Annotated in this window: 16 protein-coding genes and 2 pseudogenes; 13 read left to right on the top strand and 5 right to left on the bottom strand. The window is 70.4% G+C overall.

What is annotated here, in order from left to right; all coding sequences use genetic code 11:
• Positions 1 to 19 precede the first annotated feature (19 nt).
• The 9 genes from atpB to BMZ92_RS28795 all read left to right on the top strand — a co-directional run bounded on the left by atpB (position 20) and on the right by BMZ92_RS28795 (position 7,531).
• Positions 20 to 802, top strand: coding sequence for a F0F1 ATP synthase subunit A (gene atpB, locus BMZ92_RS28835; protein WP_091513927.1), 783 nt, complete (start codon positions 20 to 22; stop codon positions 800 to 802).
• 67 nt (positions 803 to 869) lie between these two features.
• Positions 870 to 1,127 carry an ATP synthase subunit c family protein gene (locus BMZ92_RS28830; RefSeq protein ID WP_091513925.1) on the top strand — a complete coding sequence of 86 codons (258 nt, stop codon included), beginning with the start codon at positions 870 to 872 and terminating at the stop codon, positions 1,125 to 1,127.
• A gap of 28 nt (positions 1,128 to 1,155) precedes the next feature.
• Positions 1,156 to 1,704: a F0F1 ATP synthase subunit B gene (locus BMZ92_RS28825; RefSeq protein ID WP_091513922.1), complete on the top strand. Its 549-nt coding sequence runs from the start codon at positions 1,156 to 1,158 to the stop codon at positions 1,702 to 1,704.
• A gap of 6 nt (positions 1,705 to 1,710) precedes the next feature.
• Entirely contained in the window at positions 1,711 to 2,541 is an 831-nt protein-coding gene (locus BMZ92_RS28820) for a F0F1 ATP synthase subunit delta (protein ID WP_091513920.1), read from the top strand.
• Positions 2,542 to 2,599: 58 nt separating this feature from the next.
• The gene (gene atpA, locus BMZ92_RS28815) at positions 2,600 to 4,243 is read left to right on the top strand and encodes a F0F1 ATP synthase subunit alpha (RefSeq protein WP_091513918.1); all 1,644 of its coding nucleotides are present in this window, start codon (positions 2,600 to 2,602) and stop codon (positions 4,241 to 4,243) included.
• A gap of 8 nt (positions 4,244 to 4,251) precedes the next feature.
• Positions 4,252 to 5,166, top strand: a complete 915-nt coding sequence (locus tag BMZ92_RS28810; protein ID WP_091513916.1) for a F0F1 ATP synthase subunit gamma — start codon at positions 4,252 to 4,254, stop codon at positions 5,164 to 5,166.
• Positions 5,167 to 6,591: a F0F1 ATP synthase subunit beta gene (atpD, locus tag BMZ92_RS28805; RefSeq protein ID WP_091513913.1), complete on the top strand. Its 1,425-nt coding sequence runs from the start codon at positions 5,167 to 5,169 to the stop codon at positions 6,589 to 6,591.
• A gap of 114 nt (positions 6,592 to 6,705) precedes the next feature.
• Entirely contained in the window at positions 6,706 to 7,071 is a 366-nt protein-coding gene (locus BMZ92_RS28800; RefSeq protein WP_091514088.1) for a F0F1 ATP synthase subunit epsilon, read from the top strand.
• A gap of 25 nt (positions 7,072 to 7,096) precedes the next feature.
• A complete protein-coding gene (locus BMZ92_RS28795; RefSeq protein ID WP_091513911.1) occupies positions 7,097 to 7,531 on the top strand; it encodes a DUF2550 domain-containing protein in 435 nt (144 codons plus the stop codon).
• Between the two features lie 55 nt (positions 7,532 to 7,586).
• Here BMZ92_RS28795 and BMZ92_RS28790 read toward each other — a convergent pair whose 3' ends face one another.
• Both BMZ92_RS28790 and BMZ92_RS28785 read right to left on the bottom strand, forming a co-directional pair.
• On the bottom strand, positions 7,587 to 8,159 hold the full coding sequence (locus BMZ92_RS28790; RefSeq protein WP_091513908.1) for a cob(I)yrinic acid a,c-diamide adenosyltransferase: 573 nt from the start codon (positions 8,157 to 8,159) through the stop codon (positions 7,587 to 7,589).
• Between the two features lie 64 nt (positions 8,160 to 8,223).
• On the bottom strand, positions 8,224 to 9,729 hold the full coding sequence (locus BMZ92_RS28785; RefSeq protein WP_091513905.1) for a peptidase M16 family protein: 1,506 nt from the start codon (positions 9,727 to 9,729) through the stop codon (positions 8,224 to 8,226).
• Positions 9,730 to 9,880: 151 nt separating this feature from the next.
• On the opposite strand from BMZ92_RS28785, the gene murA reads away from it, so the two are divergent.
• The gene (murA, locus tag BMZ92_RS28780) at positions 9,881 to 11,155 is read left to right on the top strand and encodes a UDP-N-acetylglucosamine 1-carboxyvinyltransferase (RefSeq protein ID WP_091514086.1); all 1,275 of its coding nucleotides are present in this window, start codon (positions 9,881 to 9,883) and stop codon (positions 11,153 to 11,155) included.
• A 92-nt stretch (positions 11,156 to 11,247) separates the two neighbouring features.
• Here the strand turns inward: murA and BMZ92_RS38960 are convergent.
• Positions 11,248 to 11,754: pseudogene (locus BMZ92_RS38960) on the bottom strand (LysE family translocator); the annotation flags it as partial.
• A gap of 3 nt (positions 11,755 to 11,757) precedes the next feature.
• Positions 11,758 to 12,450, bottom strand: a pseudogene (locus BMZ92_RS38955) (IclR family transcriptional regulator domain-containing protein); the annotation flags it as partial.
• A gap of 17 nt (positions 12,451 to 12,467) precedes the next feature.
• On the opposite strand from BMZ92_RS38955, the gene BMZ92_RS28770 reads away from it, so the two are divergent.
• From BMZ92_RS28770 to BMZ92_RS28760, 3 genes are read left to right on the top strand one after another with little or no spacing between them, the layout of a single operon-like run.
• The gene (locus tag BMZ92_RS28770; protein ID WP_091513900.1) at positions 12,468 to 13,109 is read left to right on the top strand and encodes a hypothetical protein; all 642 of its coding nucleotides are present in this window, start codon (positions 12,468 to 12,470) and stop codon (positions 13,107 to 13,109) included.
• A 14-nt stretch (positions 13,110 to 13,123) separates the two neighbouring features.
• Positions 13,124 to 14,992, top strand: coding sequence for a tetratricopeptide repeat protein (locus tag BMZ92_RS28765; protein WP_091513898.1), 1,869 nt, complete (start codon positions 13,124 to 13,126; stop codon positions 14,990 to 14,992).
• 10 nt (positions 14,993 to 15,002) lie between these two features.
• Entirely contained in the window at positions 15,003 to 15,773 is a 771-nt protein-coding gene (locus tag BMZ92_RS28760; RefSeq protein WP_091513895.1) for an enoyl-CoA hydratase-related protein, read from the top strand.
• Here BMZ92_RS28760 and BMZ92_RS28755 read toward each other — a convergent pair.
• Complete coding sequence (locus tag BMZ92_RS28755) at positions 15,770 to 17,296, bottom strand: APC family permease (RefSeq protein ID WP_091513893.1); 1,527 nt, start codon at positions 17,294 to 17,296, stop codon at positions 15,770 to 15,772. The genes BMZ92_RS28760 and BMZ92_RS28755 overlap by 4 nt on opposite strands.
• Positions 17,297 to 17,330: the final 34 nt, after the last annotated feature.

Genomic DNA, 17,330 nt, shown 5'->3' with positions numbered 1-17,330 from the left:
AGAACCGGAAGGAGCCCAGTTGGGCGCGCTGGTAAAGACCGAGGGCAGCACCTTCACGCCCCCCGGTGCCGGAGACTTCAACCTGCCGCCGATCTTCGGCGGGGTCACCAAGCCGATGATCCTGGTCGTGCTGTCGGTGGTCATCATCGCCGCGTTCTTCCTGATCAGCTCGCGGAAGCTGAAGATCGTCCCGGGCAAGGGGCAGTTCGCCGTCGAGTACATCTACGACTTCGCGCGCAACGGCATCGCCCGCGAGCAGATCGGGTCCAAGGACTTCCGGCCCTTCGTGCCGCTCATCCTGGCGCTGTTCTCGTTCGTGCTCGTGAACAACATCTTCGGGCTCGTCCCGATCCTGCAGTTCCCGACGCTGTCCCACTTCGGCTTCCCGCTCGCGCTGTCCCTGTTCGTGGTCTACCCGGTCTACCACTACGTGGGTTTCAAGCGGCACGGTTTCGTCGGGTACCTCAAGCACGCGACCGTCCCGCCCGGGGCGCCGCTGGCGATCTACTTCCTGCTGACTCCCATCGAGTTCCTGCAGAAGTTCGTGCTCAACCCGCTCACCCTGGCGATCCGAGTCTTCGCCGCGATGTTCGCGGGGCACCTGATCCTGCTGGTGTTCACCGTCGCGGGTGAGTACCTCCTGCTCCACGCGAGCGGTCCGTTCAAGCCGATCTCGGTGGTGTCCTGGGCCTTCGCGATCCTGATGACCTTCGTCGAGGCGCTGATCCAGGTGATCCAGGCCTACGTGTTCGCGGTCCTGTCCGCGAACTACATCGGCGCCGCACTGGCCGAAGACCACTGACAGCAACACCACCAGACGCAAAGCCCCGATCCGCGGTCACCGCGGACCGAATGAAAGGGAATAGCAAGTGAGCAACATCGTTCTCGCCCAGGCCGCCGACGCCGCGTCGAACATCAACCCGGGTCTCGCCGCGATCGGCTACGGGCTGGGTGCCATCGGCCCCGGTATCGGTGTGGGTCTGATCTGGGCCGCGGTCATCAACGGCACCGCCCGCCAGCCGGAGGCGCAGGGCAAGCTGATGGGTATCGCGTGGACCACCTTCGTGCTTACCGAGGTGCTCGCGCTGATCGGCCTGGTCATCTACTTCATCGCCTCCAACGCCTGAGTTTCCCGCTCACGTTTAAGGAGTCGTTGTGGTGAAGACCCAGATCGTCCTCGCGGCGGAAGAGGCGCCGAACCCGGTGCTGCCGCACCCGAGCGAGATCATCCTCGGCCTGGTCGCCTTCCTGATCCTGCTGTGGCTGCTCTGGAAGTTCGCGGTGCCGCGCTTCGAGAAGCTCTACGAGGAGCGGGCCGCCAAGATCGAAGGCGGTATCGAGAAGGCCGAGCAGGCGCAGGCGGAGGCCGAAAAGGCGCTGGCCCAGTACAAGGCCCAGCTCCAGGACGCCTACACCGAGGCCGCCAAGATCCGCGACGACGCCCGGCTGGAGGCCGAGCGGATCAAGGAAGAACTGCGTGCCGAGGCACAGGACGAGGCCGCGCGCATCATCGCGCAGGGTCACGCCGCGCTGCAGGCGCAGAAGGCGCAGATCGTCGCCGAGCTGCGGGCCGAGCTGGGCCGGAACTCGGTCGAGCTGGCCAGCCGCATCGTCGGGGAGTCCCTCGAGGACGAGGCCCGGCGCCGTGGCACGGTCGACCGCTTCCTCGCCGAACTCGGGACCTCCAACGGAGCAGGGAAGTAGACGCTCATGACTAGCCCGGCAACACTGCACGCCGCCAGTCGCGAAGCACTCGACTCGGCCGAGCGCACCCTCGACGAGGTGCTCGGCCAGTCCGGTGCCGAGCCGGAGGCGCTCGGCTCGGAGCTCTTCGCCGTGGTCGACCTGCTGACCAGGGAGATCGGGCTGCGCCGGGCGCTCGGTGACGGTTCCTCCGACCCCGAAGCCCGTCGTCGGCTGGCCACCTCGCTGCTGACCGGCAAGGTGTCCGGGCCCGCGCTGCGCGTGGTCGAGACCGCGGTCGGCCAGCGGTGGTCCAGCCCGCGTGAGCTGCTGGACGGTCTGGAGTCGCTCGGCCGCTCCGCGCTGTTGACCGGCGCGGAAAAGGCCGGGACGCTGGACACCGTCGAGGACGAGTTGTTCCGGATCGCCCGTATCGTGGTGGGTGAACCGGAACTCGACCAGGCGCTGTCCGACCAGGCGGCACCTGCCGAGGCCAAGCGCAAGCTGGTCAAGGACCTGTTCGGGAGCAAGGCCGGTGGCATCAGCCTCGCTCTCGTCGAGCAGGTCGTGTCCCGGCAGACCGGCCGAGGGGTCGGGCACGGGCTCGACCGGCTGGTGCGGCTGACGGCGGAGCGCCGCGAGCGCTCGGTCGCCTACATCACCAGCGCGGCCGCGCTCTCCGGGCAGCAGGAACAGCAGCTGGCCGAGAAGCTGAAGGCCATCTACGGCAGGCCGATCGCCCTGCACGTGGAGGTCGACCCGCGGCTCGTCGGCGGGCTGGTCGTCCGCGTCGGTGACGAGGTCATCGACGGCAGCGCGGCGGGCCGGATCGCGGCACTGCGCAGGCAGCTGGCGTGACGACCGTGATGACACAGACTTTGGACACTGGCAAGAACGAAGCGAGAGCGGGAACGACATGGCGGAGCTGACGATCTCCTCGGACGAGATCCGTAGCGCGATCGAGAACTACGTCTCGAGTTACTCACCCGACGTGAGCCGGGAAGAGGTCGGCGTCGTCGTGGACACCGGTGACGGCGTCGCCCACGTGGAGGGCCTGCCCTCGACCATGGCCAACGAGCTGCTGGAGTTCCCCGGCGGCATCCTCGGCGTCGCGCAGAACCTGGAACCGCGCCAGATCGGCGTCGTGATCCTGGGTAACTACGAGGCCATCGAAGAGGGCCAGGAGGTCAAGCGGACCGGGCAGATCCTGTCCATCCCGGTCGGCGACGGCTTCCTCGGCCGGGTCATCGACCCGCTGGGCAAGCCGATCGACGGCCTCGGCGACATCGAGGCGGACGACCGGCGCGCACTGGAGCTGCAGGCGGCCTCGGTCGTCCAGCGGCAGCCGGTGTCGGAGCCGCTGCAGACCGGTATCACCGCGATCGACGCGATGACCCCGATCGGCCGCGGCCAGCGCCAGCTGATCATCGGTGACCGCAAGACCGGCAAGACCGCGGTCTGCGTCGACACGATCATCAACCAGAAGGCCAACTGGGAGAGCGGCGACCCGAGCAAGCAGGTCCGCTGCATCTACGTCGCGGTCGGCCAGAAGGGCTCCACGATCGCGGGTGTGAAGAAGGCGCTCGAGGACCACGGCGCGATGGAGTACACCACCATCGTCGCGGCCCCCGCGTCCGACTCGGCCGGCTTCAAGTGGCTCGCCCCCTACACCGGTTCGGCGCTGGGCCAGCACTGGATGTACCAGGGCAAGCACGTGCTGATCGTGTTCGACGACCTGTCCAAGCAGGCCGACGCCTACCGCGCGATCTCGCTGCTGCTGCGCCGCCCGCCGGGCCGCGAGGCCTTCCCCGGCGACGTCTTCTACTTGCACTCGCGGCTGCTCGAGCGGTGCGCGAAGCTGTCGGACGAGCTGGGTGGCGGCTCGCTGACCGGGCTGCCGGTCATCGAGACCAAGGCCAACGACATCTCGGCCTACATCCCGACCAACGTCATCTCGATCACCGACGGGCAGTGCTTCTTCCAGTCCGACCTGTTCAACTCGGGTCAGCGCCCGGCGGTCGACGTCACCACCTCGGTCTCCCGCGTCGGTGGTGACGCGCAGATCAAGGCGATGAAGAAGGTCTCGGGTTCGCTGCGCATCGACCTGTCGCAGTACCAGGAGCTGCAGGCGTTCGCCGCCTTCGCCTCCGACCTGGACGCGACGTCGCGTGCCCAGCTGGACCGCGGTGTCCGCCTGTACGAGGTGCTCAAGCAGCCGCAGTACTCGCCGGTCCCGGTCGAGCAGCAGGTCGTCACCGTGTTCCTCGGCACCAACGGGCACTTCGACGAGGTCCCGGTGGAGGACGTGGCGCGGTTCAACACCGAGCTGCTGCAGAACCTGCGGCACAAGCACGACGACATCCTCGCCGAGATCCGCGACAAGGGTCAGTGGACCGACGAGCTGGCCGAGCGCGTCATCGCCGCCACCGCCGAGTTCAAGAAGGGCTTCACCACCTCCGAGGGTGGCCGCCTGGTGAACGAGGCCGAGGCCGAGGCGATGGACGCCGACAAGGTCGGGCAGGAGACCGTCAAGGTCAACAAGCCGGCCCCGACGAAGTGACCGGATAGCTGATGGCGCAACTTCGCGAGCTCCGGGCAAAGATCCGGGCGACCAAATCGATCGGCAAGATCACCAAGGCGATGGAACTGATCGCCACCTCGCGCATCGGCCGTGCGCAGGCGCGGGTGGAGGCCTCCCGGCCCTACTCGACCGAGATCACGAAGGTGCTCTCGGCGCTCGCGAGCGCGGCGTCCAACCTGGACGACCCGTTCCTCGTCGAGCGGCCGAACCCGAAGCGCGCCGCGGTGCTGGTGGTGACCAGTGACAAGGGTCTGTGCGGTGGCTACAACGCCAACGTGCTGCGGACCACCGAGGAGCTGCTGTCGCTGCTCCGCTCGGAGGGCAAGGAGCCGTCGGTCTACGTCATCGGCGGCAAGGGCCTGAACTACTACCGGTTCCGGGGCCGCGAGGTCGCGGACAGCTGGACCGGGTTCTCCGACCAGCCGCACTACGAGAACGCGGCCGAGGCCGGCCGGGCGCTGACCGAGGCGTTCCTGGCCGAGGACGGCGTGGACGAGGTGCACATCGTGTACACCGAGTTCCGCTCGATGCTCAGCCAGGTGCCCACGGCCAAGCGGATGGCCCCGCTGGAGGTCGAGTACACCGAGGAGGACGAGCAGCAGCAGCCCCAGTCCGGGGACCTGCTGCCCTCCTACGAGTTCGAGCCCAGCGCGGACCGGCTGTTGTCGGCCCTGCTGCCGAAGTACATCAACACGCGGATCTTCTCGGCGTTGCTGGAGTCGGCGGCCTCCGAGCTGGCAGCCCGGCGGACCGCCATGAAGTCGGCCTCGGACAACGCCAACGACCTGGTGAACACCTACACCCGGCTGGCGAACCAGGCCCGGCAGGCCCAGATCACCCAGGAGATCAGCGAAATCGTCGGTGGGGCCGATGCGCTCGCCGCTGTAGGAAGTGATGAGTAGATGACCACCACTGAAACCCGGACCAAGGGACGGATCGTCTCCGTCGCCGGTCCCGTCGTCGACGTCGAGTTCCCCCGCGGCGCGGTGCCCGAGCTGTACAACGCGCTCAAGGTCGAGATCGAGTTCGAGCAGCTGCGCAAGACCGTCACCCTCGAGGTGGCGCAGCACCTGGGTGACAACCTGGTCCGCACGATCTCGCTGGCCCCGCAGGACGGGCTCGTCCGCGGCGCCGAGGTGCTCGACACCGGTGCCCCGATCTCGGTCCCGGTCGGCGACGAGGTCAAGGGCCACGTCTACAACGCGCTGGGCGACTGCCTCGACCAGCCGGGCTACGGCGAGGACCTCGAGCACTGGAGCATCCACCGCAAGCCCCCGCCGTTCGACCAGCTCGAGGGCAAGACCGAGATGCTGGAGACCGGCCTCAAGGTCATCGACCTGCTCACCCCGTACGTGCAGGGTGGCAAGATCGGCCTGTTCGGCGGTGCCGGCGTCGGCAAGACGGTGCTCATCAAGGAGATGATCACCCGTGTCGCCCGGAACTTCGGTGGCACCTCGGTGTTCGCCGGCGTCGGCGAGCGCACCCGTGAGGGCACGGACCTGTTCCTGGAGATGAGCGAGGACGGCGTCATCAACGACACCGCGCTCGTGTTCGGCCAGATGGACGAGCCGCCGGGCACCCGTATGCGGGTCGCGCTGTCCGCGCTGACGATGGCGGAGTACTTCCGCGACGTCAAGAACCAGGACGTGCTGCTGTTCATCGACAACATCTTCCGGTTCACCCAGGCCGGTTCCGAGGTGTCGACCCTGCTGGGCCGCATGCCTTCGGCCGTGGGTTACCAGCCGACGCTGGCCGACGAGATGGGTGAGCTGCAGGAGCGGATCACCTCGACCAAGGGCCGTTCGATCACCTCGATGCAGGCGATCTACGTGCCCGCGGACGACTACACCGACCCGGCGCCCGCGACGACGTTCGCGCACCTGGACGCCACCACCGAGCTTTCGCGGTCGGTGTTCCAGAAGGGCATCTTCCCGGCGGTGGACCCGCTGGCCTCCACGTCGACGATCCTCGACCCGGCGATCGTCGGTGAGGAGCACTACCGCGTGGCCTCCGAGGTCATCCGGATCCTGCAGAAGTACAAGGAGCTGCAGGACATCATCGCGATCCTCGGTATGGACGAGCTGTCCGAAGAGGACAAGCTGACGGTGCAGCGCGCCCGCCGCATCGAGCGGTTCCTGTCGCAGAACATGCTGGTCGCCGAGCAGTTCACCGGCCAGCCGGGCTCGACGGTGCCGCGGTCGGAGACCGTCGAGGCGTTCGACAAGATCGCCAAGGGCGAGTTCGACCACTACCCGGAGCAGGCGTTCCTGGGCATCGGTGGTCTGGACGACCTCGAGAAGAAGTACCGCGAGATCACCAAGAAGTGACCCGACCGGGAGCGGCGGGGCAGGTGTCCTTTGAGGACGCGGGCCCCGCCGTTCTCGTCAGCCGATCCGGGCGTATTAGACTCGGGTACGACGCCCGAGGTGAAGGAGAGCTACGTGGCTGAGATTTCCGTCGAGCTTGTCGCCGTCGAGCGCCGCCTCTGGTCGGGCCAGGCCACGTTCGTGGTCGCGCAGACGACCGAGGGTGAGATCGGCATCATGCCCGGCCACGAACCGGTACTCGGGCAGCTCGTCGAGGGCGGCATCGTCAAGATCGAGACCACCGACGGCGAGACGGTGCACGCGGCCGTGCACGGCGGCTTCCTCTCCGTGACGCACGAGCGCGTCAGCGTGCTCGCCGAGTCGGCCGAGCTCGCCGAGGAGATCGACGTCGAGCAGGCGAGGGCCGCGCTCAACGCCGAGGACGAGGCGGAGAGGGCGAGGGCGAGCGCCCGCCTGCGAGCGGCCGGCCAGCCGGCCTGACCGGGGCGACGAGCGGGAGCCGGCCGTGGAGATCGCCGTGGTTGTCCTGGTTCTCCTGCTGGCTCTTGTCGTTCTGGCGGCCTGGTACGGGCTGCGCTGGGTGCGGATGCGCCGTGGCGGTGGCGTGAGCGTCGCGCTGCGGTGGGATCCGGACAACGCCCGTGCGGGCTGGCACCTGGGCATGGCGCGGTACGAGGCCGAGGTGTTCGCCTGGTACCGCGTGTGGAGCCTGCGGACCGGGCCGGACCGCGTGTTCGAGCGGGAAACCCTGATGATCGCCGACCGGCGGGATCCCGCGGGCACGGAGGCGTACGCCGTCCCGGCGGACGCGACGGTGCTGCGGTGCGAGTCCGAGGGGCACGAGCCCATCGAGATCGCGATGGGGCCCGGTGCGCTGACGGGCTTCCTGTCCTGGCTGGAGTCGGCCCCACCGGGGCGGCGGCTGCCACGGGCGAGTTGAGCTTTTCGAAGAGCCATCCCTTGCGGGATGGCTCTTCGTGTTTCCGCCGGACAGGTTAGGAAGCCCCGCCCGGCTGCCAGAGCACGTCACCGTCGGGGTTGGCGGCACGGGCGAGGATGAAGAGCAGGTCGGACAGGCGGTTGAGGTACTTCACGGCCAGGGCGTTGGTGTGCTCGGCGTCGGCCTCGACGAGGGCCCAGCCGCTGCGTTCGGCGCGGCGGGCGACCGTGCGGGCCTGGTGGAGGAAGGCGGCGCCCGGGGTGCCGCCGGGCAGGATGAACGACGTCAGCTTCGGCAGGCGCTCGTTGAACTCGTCGCACCAGCCTTCGAGGCGCGTGATGTAGTCCTCGGTGATCCGGAGAGGTGGATACGGAGGATTTTCGACGACCGGCGCGCACAGGTCGGCACCCACGTCGAACAGGTCGTTCTGCACCCGCCGCAGCACGCCCGCGATCTCCTCGCCGAGGTTGCCCATCGCGATCGCGAGACCGATGACGGAGTTGGTCTCGTCGACGTCCGCGTACGCGGCCAGGCGCGGATCGGTCTTCGGGACGCGGCTGCCGTCACCGAGCGCCGTCGTGCCGTTGTCGCCGACCTTGGTGTAGACGCGGTTGATGCGTACGGGCATGCCTCGAATGTAGCTGTCACGCGGAGCGTGTCCGTTGAGGGTGGTGGTGGGGAAGCGGCTGGCCTTAGGACTGTTCGAACAGCCGCATCGCGTCCGGCGCGTCGAAGCGGACCTCCTCGGGGAACCGCGACAGCAGCTCGCGCACGAGCGCCCTGCCGCCGCGCCAGTCGCCGGGGCGCACGGTGATCATGCCGCCGTGCAGGCCGGACACGTGCAGGATCGGCAGCTGCCCGTCGGTGTGCTCGACGCCCACCCCCGCGACGTCGTCGAAGCGGATCACGGCGACCGGCACCGGGCTGCCGCCGTAGTACGACGTCAGGCCCTCCTCGCCGACCACGAGCCGCAGGCCGCGCGGCGCGGTGGACCCGACGAACGCCCGCTTGACCTCGCGGCCCTGCGGCGGCGTCAGCGGGCTGCCGGGCAGCTCCGGCAGGTCACGCGGAACGCGGCCCTCCGGCGCGCACAGCACGAGGTTCGCGGCGAGTTCCCGTGCCGCGGCCGCGACCGCGTCCGGATCAACGCCGGCGAGGACCTCCTTCTGGTGCCCCGCGGCCGACGACCAGCCCGTGAGCTCGCTCATCGCCTCGTCGAACACGCGGTACTCGGCGAACTCGCGCTCGGTGAGCTGCTCCACCAGGTTGTCGCGGTCCGCGGCCAGCTCCTCGTCCCTGGGCCCGGCCTCGCCCAGCACGAGCAGCTCCCCGCGGATCGCCTCGACGACGCGGGAGGCGTGCTTGTCGGGCACGTCCGTGCCGAAACCGAGCACCGCGCGCCGGTCGTCGACCATCTGGTGGTCGAAACCGAGGTCGTAGACGAGGCCTTCCCCGTGCCGCAGCCGGTCGGTCAGGCGGGTGATCAGCACGCCGGTGGCGCAGCCCATCGCGGCCGTCCAGTCCACCAGCGCGCAGCCGACGACGCCGTTGGGCACGGTGGTCGTGGCCGGGGTGGGCAGCGTGAACGGCGGGGCCACGGGCGGCCGGCCGCGAGGCCCGTCCGGCAGCGGGAGCCGCAGGTCCTCCGGCGGCGGGCCGGAGAGCACGAGCGCGGCGTTGCCGCGGTGGAACCAGCGGGCGCACCAGGCGCGCACGTCCTCGGCGCTGGCGCGGACGGTGGCGACCTGGACGTTGCCCGCGAGGCCGTAGGCGCGGTTGCCGAACCACAGCGACGCGGGGAGCCACGACGTGACGCCCGGGCCCTCGCTCGTCCGCTCCTCGGCCATCAGGATGCCGCGCTCCAGGTCGAGCGGGCCGGTGTCGAGATCGCTCAGCGAGTCGCAGATCCGGCGCAGGTGCTGGACGACGGTGGCGGGGTTGCTGCCGACGTCGAAGCTGGTGTGCAGCATCTCGGTCGAGGCGTTGTTGTCGTAGCGGCTGGTGCGCAGCGGGCGCATCGCCAGGTGCTCGACGAGGTGCGTGATGCCCGTTTCGAGGAACGTCTCGTGCGCGAGGCCCACGCCGAAGATCAGACTCGCGTTCAGCCGACCGGGTTGGTCGTGCCAGAAGACCGGTACGCCGTCGATCTCGGTGCGGTGCACCGTCGGTAGCTCGGGGGTCGTGGGACGGGCCACCATCTCGCGCTTCGCTCCCTCGGGCGGGTTACACAGCAGGCGTTTATCGCTCGTGAAGCGCGTAGTGTTTCACACTTTCGCCTGAATCTTGTCGCGGTGTGTTATCGCGTGCCCTCCCGATCGGGTGGCATCCGGGGGAGGCATGATGACGGCCATGAGCGAGCACTGGGACGTGCATGGCGGGGCCCGCCTGGAGGGCGAGGTCGAGGTCGTCGGGGCCAAGAACAGCGTTCTCAAGCTGATGGCCGCGGCGCTGCTCGCCGAGGGCACCACGACGATCACCAACTGCCCGCAGATCCTCGACGTCCCCCTGATGGCGGACGTCCTGCGGAGCGTCGGCTGCGAGGTGGAGCTCGACGGCGACACGGCGCGGATCACGACGCCGTCCGAGCTGTCGCACCGCGCCGATTCGCCGGCGATGGGCAAGCTGCGGGCGTCGGTGTGCGTGCTCGGGCCGCTGGTGGGCAGGCTGAAGCGGGCCGTCGTGGCGCTGCCGGGCGGGGACGCGATCGGTTCGCGGCCGCTGGACATGCACCAGAACGGGCTGCGTGCGCTGGGCGCGACGAGCACGATCGAGCACGGCTGCGTCGTGGCGAAGGCCGACGAGCTGCAGGGCGCCCAGATCTGGCTGGACTTCCCGAGCGTCGGGGCGACCGAGAACATCCTGATGGCCGCGGTGCTGGCCGAGGGCACGACGGTGATCGACAACGCGGCCCGCGAGCCGGAGATCGCCGACATCTGCACGATGCTGATCGAGATGGGCGCGAAGATCGAGGGCGCCGGCACGTCGACCCTGACCGTGCACGGCGTGGACGCGCTGCACCCCACGGAACACCGCGTGATCGGCGACCGGATCGTGGGTGCCACGTGGGCGTTCGCGGCGGCGATGACGCGGGGCGACATCACCGTGCGCGGGGTGAACCCGCACCACCTCGACCTGGTGCTGGACAAGCTGCGCATGGCCGGCGCCGAGGTGACGACGTTCGACGGCACGGGTTTCCGCGTGGTGCAGGCGGAACGGCCGAAGGCGGTGGACTTCGTGACGCTGCCGTACCCGGGTTTCGCGACCGACCTGCAGCCGTTCGCCGTGGCGCTGTCCGCGATCTCGGAGGGCACGTCGATGATCACGGAGAACGTGTACGAGGCGCGGTTCCGGTTCATCGAGGAGATGCAGCGCCTCGGCGCGGACGCCCGGACGGACGGGCACCACGCGGTCGTGCGCGGGGTGGATTCGCTGTCCAGCGCGCCGGTGTGGGCGTCGGACATCCGCGCCGGAGCGGGCCTCGTGCTCGCCGGCCTGTGCGCCGACGGTGTGACGGAGGTGTGGGACGTCTTCCACATCGACCGCGGCTACCCGCACTTCGTCGAGAACCTGAACCGGCTGGGGGCGCGCATCGAGCGGGTTTCGGGGGCGCCGGAGCGCTCCTGACCGCGTCCCGCGGTCGGGGTGGTGCCGGGTGAGGTTGCGGAAGCGGCCTGGTGGACCTGGACGAGGGCGCGGTCATGGCACCGCGCCCTCTGCTAGCCCTCCGCGGCGAGTGCGATGCCGAAGCCGATGAGGGCGCTGCCGGTCACCGCGTCGAGGGAGCGGCGGACACGGCGGCGTTGCAGCCAGGCCCGCACGCGGTGCACGAGCGCCATCAGCACCAGCAGCCACAGTGCACCCAGCACCGCGACCGTGTAGGCCAGCAGCAGCGCGTCCCACGCCGTGGAGCGCACGGGGTCGAGGAACTGCGGCAGCACGGACAGGTACAGCGCCAGCACCTTCGGGTTGGTGATGTTCGACAGGAAACCCTCACGCCAGCGCCGGAACCCGCTGGCACGGGAACCGATCGCGTCGAGCATGCGGTAGTCGCCTCGGCGGGCGCTGCGCAGCGCCTGCACCCCGAGGTAACACAGGTACACCACGCCCGCCCAGCGCAACGTCGTGAACAGCGGCTGCGAGCGCACGATCAGCGTCCCGAGCCCCAGCGCGACCGCCGTGCCCTGCGCCAGGTTGCCCACCGCGATCCCGAACACGTCACGCAGCTCGTCGAGCGTGACGCGGGCGGCGTTCGCGGAGACGTTGAGCGCCGCCAGCACCTGCCCGCCCGAGCCGCGGACCGGGGCGGCCGCCGAGCGCACGCCCTCCTCGCGCTCGCCGTCCACGACGGCGTAGCCCTGCTCGCGCACCCGCCGCAGCTCCGCGCGCAGCTTCCCGGCGTCGGTCGTGGTGTGCGGGGTGAGCCGGCGCAGTTCCGCGGTGTCCAGATAGGACCGCAGCTCGTCGTCGGGCAGGGCGGCGAGCAGCACGCGGCCCATCGACGTCGGGTACGCGGGCAGGCGCGAACCCACGTTCAGCGTGATGCTCATCGAGCGGGGCGCCGGGACCCTGGCCACGTAGACGATCTCGCCACCGTCCAAAGTGGCCATCGAGCTGGCTTCCCGCAGCTCGTCGGACAACGCGCGCATGTGGGGCTGGGCGTGCTCCCAGAACGGCAGCGCCGCGAGGTAGCCGTACCCCAGCCGCAGCACCCCGGCGGTGAGCCGGAACTCGCGGCCGTCCGTCTCGGCGAAGCCCAGCCGCTGCAGGGTGAGCAGGATCCGGCGGGCCGTCGCGCGGGTCAGTCCCGTCGCGGCGGCCGCGCTGCTCACCGTCATCGCGGGGCGCTCGGCCGAGAAACTCTGCAACAGCCGGAAGGCCTTCTCGACCGAGTCGATGACGTCGGGGTCTTCTCTCGACACCGGAAAGACGGTACCCGATGACCGAAGGACTGCTGTTCGTTCTCGCCGAGCCCGGCCGGGTGCCGGAGGCGGAGTTTCACGACTGGTACGACACCGAGCACGCGCCCGCGCGCGTGGGGGTGCCCGGCATCCGCAGCGGCTACCGGTACCGCGCGCTCGACGGCCGGCGCCCCGGCTGGCTGGCGTGGTACGAGCTGGACACCGAGGTGCTGCGCGGCGAGGCGTACCAGGCGATCCGACGCCGCAGCCCCCGCGAGCAGTCCGTCGTCGAGCGGCTGGAGACCCTGGACCGGCGCGTGTACGAGCTGATCGACGACCAGGGCACCCCCGTGGTGGAGTCACCCGTCGTCGTGTCGGTCGCCCTGTCCAGCGGCGACGAGCGCGGGCTGGACGCGTGGTACCGCGAGGAGCACGTGCCGCTGCTGCTGGCGATCCCCGGCTGGCGCCGCGTGCGGCGGTACCGGCGGGTCGAGGGCTCGGGCCCGGACCTGCTGGCGTTCCACGAGATCGACGACGTGGCCCTGTTCGACCGAACGGCCTACCGCGCCGCGACGAGCACGCCGTGGCGCAGCGAGGTGATGGCCCGCGTGACCGCCCGGGAACGCCGGGTTTTCGGCTACCACAACACCGCACGTCCTTGCCCGCCCGGCGAAGGGTGAGGTAGACCGGAGAGGTGACGCTCGCGCAGCTGCCGTCGGTTTTCGCCGGGCGGGCGCGGGAACTCGCCGAACTCGACGCCCATCGCGAGGGGCTGGTGATCCTGACCGGCCCGGCGGGCGCTGGCAAGACGACGCTGGCGCTCCACTGGCTCCACCGCGTACGCGCCGACTATCCCGACGGGCAGCTGTACGCGGACCTCGCGGCTTTCGACCCGGCGGGTCCGACAACGCCGGAAACGGTGTTGCACCGGTTTCTCACGGCGTTGGGCGTTCAGGCCGACGAAGTGCCAGAAACGCGTGAAGAGCGCGAAGCGGTGTACCGGTCGTTGACGGCTGGGCGCGCTGTCGCGGTGTTGCTCGACAACGCTGTCTCGGCCGCGCAGGTGCGTCCTTTGCTGCCTGCCGGTGGCATCGCCGTGGTGACCAGCCGGTGGCGGCTTGCCGGTCTGGCGAACTACGTCGAAGTCGGTCCGCTCGACGGTGACGAGGCCGTCGAGCTGCTGGCGGAACTGGTGGGGCGGGAGCGTGTCGAGGCGGAACCCGAGGCGGCGGGGACGCTGGCGACGTTGTGCGGTGGATTGCCGCTCGCCCTGGCGGTCGTCGCCGCGCGGCTGCGCGCCCGGCCGCGACGGAGTCTGCGACGCGAGGCGGATTCGCTTACCCGGCGGTTCGCTTTGCGGGACGGGGTGTTCGACGCGTCTGTCGTGCGCCTTTCCCCGGCAGCGGCGCGGCTGTACCGCCTCGGCGGGCTGCACCCGGGCGGCGGTTTCGACGCCGGGATGCTGATCGACGTGAGCGGCGTCGAGCCCGAGGAGGTCGACGACGGGCTGGAGGAGTTGCTCGACGCGAATCTGATCGAGGAGGACGAGTACGGCCGCTTCCGCTTCCACGACCTCATCCGCGCGCACGCCGCCGCCAGCGCGGAGCAGGAGCCCGATGCGCTCAGGCGCGCGATCGTCGAGTGGTACCTGAAGGCGCTGGTGCGGGCTGACGCCGTGGTGCACCCGCACCGCTGGCGGCTGAGCCCGCTCTACGCCGAGGTCGGGCCGATGTCCGCCGACGAGGCCTGGCGCTGGCTGGACCGGGAGCAGGCGGCGGTGCGAGGCGCGCTGCTGGAGGCGGAGCGTCAGGGCTGGTCGGAGCTGGTCTGGCAGTTCTGCGAGGCGTTGTGGGGCTTCTTCGTCCACCGCCGCGACTACGCGGAGTGGATCGAGCTGCAGCGGCTGGGCATCGCCGCCGCGCAGCGGTGCGGGCACCGGCTCGCGGAGGCGCGGCTGCGGTCGCAGCTCGGGTTCGCCTACGCCAAGGTCGGCCGGTACCGCGAGGCCGTCGCGGAGAACGAGCTCGCCTTGCGGCTCGGCCGGGCGGAGAAGCACGACCTGACGATGGCGACGGCACTGTCGCATCTCGGCCGCGCGGCGAGGGGTTCCGGTGACCTGCTCGCCGCGCTGGACCACTTCCGCGACGCGGCGGGCGTCCAGGCGCGGATGGGGGTGCCGCGCGGGGTCGCGTTGTGCCGCCGGCGCGCGGGGGAGGTGCTCGCCGACCTGGGCAGGCTGGAAGAGGCCGCGGCCGAGCTGACCGCGGCCGCCAGGGCGATGGCGGAGCTGGACGACCCGGTCCAGTACGCGCGGACCCTCACGGCGCTGGCGTCCCTGCACGCCCGCCGCGGCCGCGCGGAGGAAGGGCTCGCCCTGATGCGCGAAGCACTGGCGATGACACGCGAGGCCGGTTCACCCGCGTCCCTCGCGGAGGTCCTGCTCGCCTTCGGTGAGCTGGAGACCGCGTCCGGTCGCGTCGAGTCGGCGCGGAAGCACCTCGCGGAGGCCAGAGCGCTCGGCGAGGCGCGGAGCCGAGTTCCCATCGAGGAGTCCGGGACGTAAGTTCGGGGGCATGGGCGAGTACGAGCACATCCTGGTCAAGCGCGAGAACGACACCGTCACGATCACGATGAACCGGGCCGCGCGGCGGAACTCGTTGTCGGAGGAGCACCTCCGTGAGCTGCACGCGGCGTTCCAGGCGGCGGGGCAGAGCGACGCCACCGGGATCGTGCTCGCGGGGGCGGGGCCGGTGTTCTCCGCCGGACACGACTTCGGTGACGTGGCCGCGCGCGACCTCGAAGGCGTGCGCTCGCTGCTGCGGCTGTGCACGGACCTGATGCACACCATCCAGTCGGTGCCCCAGGTCGTCATCGCGCGCGTGCACGGCCTCGCGACCGCTGCGGGCTGCCAGCTCGTCGCGTCGTGCGATCTCGCTGTCGCCGCCGAATCGGCCGGTTTCGCGCTGCCCGGCGGCAAGGGCGGCTGGTTCTGCCACACCCCGGCGGTGCCGGTGGCGCGCGCGGTCGGCCGGAAGCGGTTGATGGAGCTGGCCCTCACCGGCGACCCGATCGACGCAGCGACCGCGCTCGACTGGGGGCTGGTGAACCGCGTGGTCCCGGACGAGCAGCTCGACGAGGCCGTCGCGGAGCTCCTCGGCCGGGCGACGCGCGGCAGCCGGGCGAGCAAGGCGCTGGGCAAGACCACCCTGTACGCCCAGCTCGACCGCCCGGAAGCCGACGCGTACGCCATCGCGGTCGAGGTGATGGCGGCCGCTTCGCAGACCCCCGACGCTCGCGAGGGCATGGCCGCCTTCCTCGAGAAGCGCAAGCCGAACTGGGGTTAGGGGCTGTCGGCCAAGGTGAAGTGGCCGAGCTCCGCGTACACCTCCGGCTTGCGGCGGCGCAGCACGAGTGCGATCACCACACCGATCGCGAACATGCCTGCCGCGATTTCGGGCAGGAACCGGATGAACCACGCGTCGCCGGCGCCGGAGAGCGCGCTGCGGTTCGCCACCAGCAGGAAACACGCCCCGGCCATCGCCGCGCCGCCGAGCACCGGTGCCACCAGCGTGGACCACCAGTGGAAGCCGTCGCGGGCCTTCGTCAGGAAGTACCGGATGATCGCGACCGACGCGAGCGCCTGCACCCCGAGGATGCCGAACACCCCGAGCAGTGGCGCCCACGTGCCGAGCTTGAGCAGCGCGCCTTCGGTGCTGGGGTCGTAGAGCACGAAACCCAGCCCGCACAACGCCACGAGGATCGTGACCGTCATGGCCGCCGTCGCGGGGCTGTGCCGCTTCGACGTCTTCGCCAGCTTCGCGGGCAACACGCCTTCACGGCCGAGCGAGAACAGGTACCGCGCGCCGGTGTTGTAGAACGCCATGGCGCACGCGAAGGAGCTCGTGATCGCGAGTACCTGCATGACCGTCGTGAGCGGTGTGCCGACGTAGCGGTCCGCCAGCGGGAAGAACGCCGACGCGAAGGCGCCCTCGAACTGGTCCTTCACCGCCTGCACCGACTCCGGCAGGCCCCAGCCCGAGACGAACAGGTACGACACGAACATGTAGAAGAGGCCGAGCCCGATCACCGAGGCGTAGGTCGCGGAGCGGGCTATGCGGTGCGGGTCGCGGGACTCCTCGGCGTAGTTGGGTGCCATCTCGAAGCCCACCCAGGACCAGAACGCGGCGAACAACGCCACGCCCGCCGCGGCCCCGCCGAACACCGAAATCGCACTGCCGTTGCCGAAGATCTCGGCCGGGTTGAACGGTTTCGCCGAAAACCCGTGCGCCCCACCGTGCACGAGCACGCCGATCCCGAGCACGAGCAGCGCCAGCACCTCGGAGATCAGCAGCACGCCGAGCACCTTCGACGTGAGCTCGATGTGGAACCACGCGAGCAGCGTCATCACCGCCAGCCCGGCGATCATGTAACCCCACGCGGGAATGCGCACGCCGGTCCACGATTCGACCCCGGTGGCGGCGAAGTACCCCATCACGCCGATCACCGAGGCGGCGAACACGATGTAGCACAAGGCGATCAGCACCCCGGAGCCCACGCCGACGACGCGGCCGAGCCCGCGGGTGACGAACGTGTAGAACCCGCCGGCGGACGTCACGCGGCGGCTCATCGCGATGTAGCCGACGGAGAACACCGTCAGCGCGACGGTCGCGAGCAGGAACGCGGCGGGGGCCGCGTAGCCGCCGCCCTGCACGGCGACGGGCACGTTGAACAGCATCGCCGTCAGCGGCGCGGCGCCGGTGACGATGCAGAACAGGACGGAGGGCAGCCCCAGCGCGCCCGCCGCGAGGCGGCCGTGGTGCGGGGCGGGTTCGGCGACGGCGACGGGACGGGCGGTCAGTTCGGTCATCCGGTGCCTCCGGAACGGGGGAGGGGGCGAATTC

Source organism: Amycolatopsis sacchari (genome assembly GCF_900114035.1).
Lineage (GTDB): Bacteria > Actinomycetota > Actinomycetes > Mycobacteriales > Pseudonocardiaceae > Amycolatopsis_E > Amycolatopsis_E sacchari.
Note: the sequence above shows the minus strand (reverse complement) of the source record. Positions and strands in the feature narration are given on the sequence as shown.